The organism is Rhizobacter sp. P3_B12, from assembly GCF_056402895.1.
The window spans coordinates 1-2,381 of the sequence record NZ_JBFUGN010000947.1; the positions used below are offsets into that span (position 1 = coordinate 1).

The following is a 2,381-nucleotide window of genomic DNA, read 5'->3' on the forward strand; positions in this document are numbered from 1 at the left end:
ATACGCTTCCGTCACCGCCTCCAGCGGAGCGACCGTGGTCGCTCCGGCGTTGGCGAACAGGACGTCGATGCGACCGAACTTGGCGCGCGTCTCTTCGACGGCACGCTCGATGTCAGCCACCTTGCGGATGTCGGCACGCACCAGCAGCGCCTTGCCGCCGAGTTGGTTGCCGGCCGCGGCCAGGCGCTCTGCGTTCGAGCCGACCAGCACCACCTGGGCCCCCTCGGCCTGGAACAGTTTCGCGGTTTCCAGGCCGATGCCCGACGTGCCGCCAGTGATGAATGCAACTTTGTTCTTGAGCTTCATTTCAGGTAGTTCCCATGGGTTGAGTTGAATGACGAAGGGGACGTTTCGGTCGATCGCTTCGCATGGGACGAATCATGTGTCTCGCCAATAGGAAGTGGAATGAGCTGAATGCGAGCAACATCTGCTCGGGAAGTGGCGAGGTGGCGGGACAGCACAGCGTTCAATCGGGCGCGCTTATTCCTTTGACTGTGCCGTGAGTGGCGCAGACGTCCTGTACGCCACCCGGATCCAGACGGAGCGGTTCACCGATGAATCGGTTGATGGCTACGACCAGAGTTTCGAAGTCAATCGCGCCATCGTGGATGCCACGGGCAAACCCGACACCGTTGTCATGCATCCATTGCCGCGCGATGGCCGGCCCGGCGCTTCGATCTGAGCGTCGATCTCAATGCGGATCCCCGCCTGGCCATCTTCAGGCAGACGGACAACGGCGTGCCCATTCGCATGGCGCTTTTCGCGCAGATGCTCGGTGTCGATGGATTGGTGCAAAGGTCGATGCGTGATGCGACATGGAAATCACCCACGGTTCACAACGCCCCCGGGTGCCCTTCCTGCCGCAGGCCTGTACCGCCAGAACAGCACCGCCAGGCCGACCAGCATCGCCAGCCAGGTGCTCGGCTCCGGGATGGGCATCTGGTCGACCGACGCCAGGAACAGGATCTCGAAGCTGCCGAACATCGACTGGTTGGACCGGTTGAAGATCGTCAGCGACAGGTGCCCTTGCGGGTCGGCGCTGTAGGCGAAGTCGTCCGGCCCCGGCTCGATGCCCAGGAACGGCGCGTGGAAGTCCCTCGGATCCTGGTTCAGGATGTTCGCGATGAGCGTGATGCCGTTGCCCGAGCCCCAGCTCGCGTTGTCGCGGAACGAGAGCGTGGCCGAGTTCGCGATGGTGTCCCGTGGCTTCGGCGTGGTGCCGTAGTTCGCCGTCGGCGAGAGCGGCACCGTGGAATCGAGCGTCAGCAGCCCCGACAGCGTGATGGAGCTGTTCGGGTCGAGCGTGAAGGCGCGTTGCCAATCCAGGTGGACATCCGCCGAGTCGCCCATCTTCGGGCGCGACACCTCGGCCTGCAGGTGCCCCGGCTCCACCGTCACATGGGCCGACGGCGCATCGGCCGCCACCCGGTCGACGCCGCGGCTGTAGTTGCCGAACGGCTGGGTGCCGATGGCGCTGCCGGCGAGACGTTGCGAATCGAAAGAGGTCTCGCGGTACGAGGTCGACTGGTCCGCCCAGTAGTGGATCGCCGTCGTCGATCCGGAGAAGGTGTTGGGTGTGATCCAGTGACCCACGGTGCCGGGCGGAGAACTCGCGTCGGTGGACAGCCCGGTGAGCGGGTCCAGCCGGAAATCGACGCTGACGTCGCCGGCGCGGGCCAGGCCGGTCAGCCCGACGGCCGCCAGCGCGATGAGCAGGATGCGGGTCTTCATGCGAGGCCTCCGGCGACGGTGGGGGTGGATGACGGGTTGGAGGCCTTGCGCCGCCAGGCCAGCAGCCCCAGGCCCAGCAGCATCGCCGCCGCGGTCGACGGCTCCGGGATCGGCGAGATGAACGGCGCCACGGCGAACGCCCCGATGGACAGGCTGGTGAACATCAGCTCGTCGGAATGGTTGAACAGGGTCAGCGACAGGTGGCCCTGCTCGTCGCTGCTGTACGCGAAGTCGTCCACCGACCCCACGCGGCCGAGCGACGGAGAACCGGCGGGCAGCCGCGGGTCGAAGTTCATGATGCGTGCGATGAAGCCGATGCTGTTGATCCACCCCGTGCCGTCGCCGAGCGAGCTGTGGAACGAGAGGATGCCGCGGTTCGCGTACTGCGGGTTCAGGTTGGGCGAGGCCGCGAAGGTGGTCTCCTGCGTGGTCGCCTGGTCCGAGCTGAGGGTTGCGGTGCCGGAGAAGGTGATGGAGGTGTTGGGCAGCAGCGAGAACGTGCGCTCCCAATTGGCACTGGCGTTGGCTTCGTCCCAGGGATGCTCGCGCGTCACGCCCGCGAGCATGTGGCCGGGCTCGACCAGCGAGTGGGCCGAAGGCGAATCGGCGGCCAGTGCCGGCATGGTCTGCTCGCGCCGCGGGCCGAAGGG

General features: G+C 66.2%; 3 protein-coding genes and 1 pseudogene. 1 reads left to right on the forward strand and 3 read right to left on the reverse strand.

The genetic code is table 11. From position 1 onward, the window contains the following. Positions 1 to 306, reverse strand: a 306-nt coding sequence (locus AC1D01_RS30520; RefSeq protein WP_477873114.1) for an SDR family NAD(P)-dependent oxidoreductase, incomplete at its 3' end; no start/stop codon positions are given. Positions 307 to 502: 196 nt separating this feature from the next. Between AC1D01_RS30520 and AC1D01_RS30525 the strand changes: the two are divergent. Beyond that, positions 503 to 828, forward strand: a pseudogene (locus AC1D01_RS30525) (aspartate carbamoyltransferase); the annotation flags it as partial. Here the strand turns inward: AC1D01_RS30525 and AC1D01_RS30530 are convergent. Both AC1D01_RS30530 and AC1D01_RS30535 read right to left on the reverse strand, forming a co-directional pair. After that, the gene (locus AC1D01_RS30530) at positions 823 to 1,731 is read right to left on the reverse strand and encodes a PEP-CTERM sorting domain-containing protein (RefSeq protein ID WP_477873116.1); all 909 of its coding nucleotides are present in this window, start codon (positions 1,729 to 1,731) and stop codon (positions 823 to 825) included. The pseudogene AC1D01_RS30525 and the gene AC1D01_RS30530 sit on opposite strands and share 6 nt — an antisense overlap. Next, on the reverse strand, positions 1,728 to 2,381 hold a 654-nt coding region (locus AC1D01_RS30535; RefSeq protein WP_477873118.1), incomplete at its 5' end, for a PEP-CTERM sorting domain-containing protein. The genes AC1D01_RS30535 and AC1D01_RS30530, both read right to left, overlap by 4 nt.

Excerpts from the sequence above, each read along its gene's own strand:
- AC1D01_RS30530 (WP_477873116.1), bottom strand. The coding sequence starts at position 1,731 with ATGAAGACCCGCATCCTGCTCATCGCGCTGGCGGCCGTCGGGCTGACC.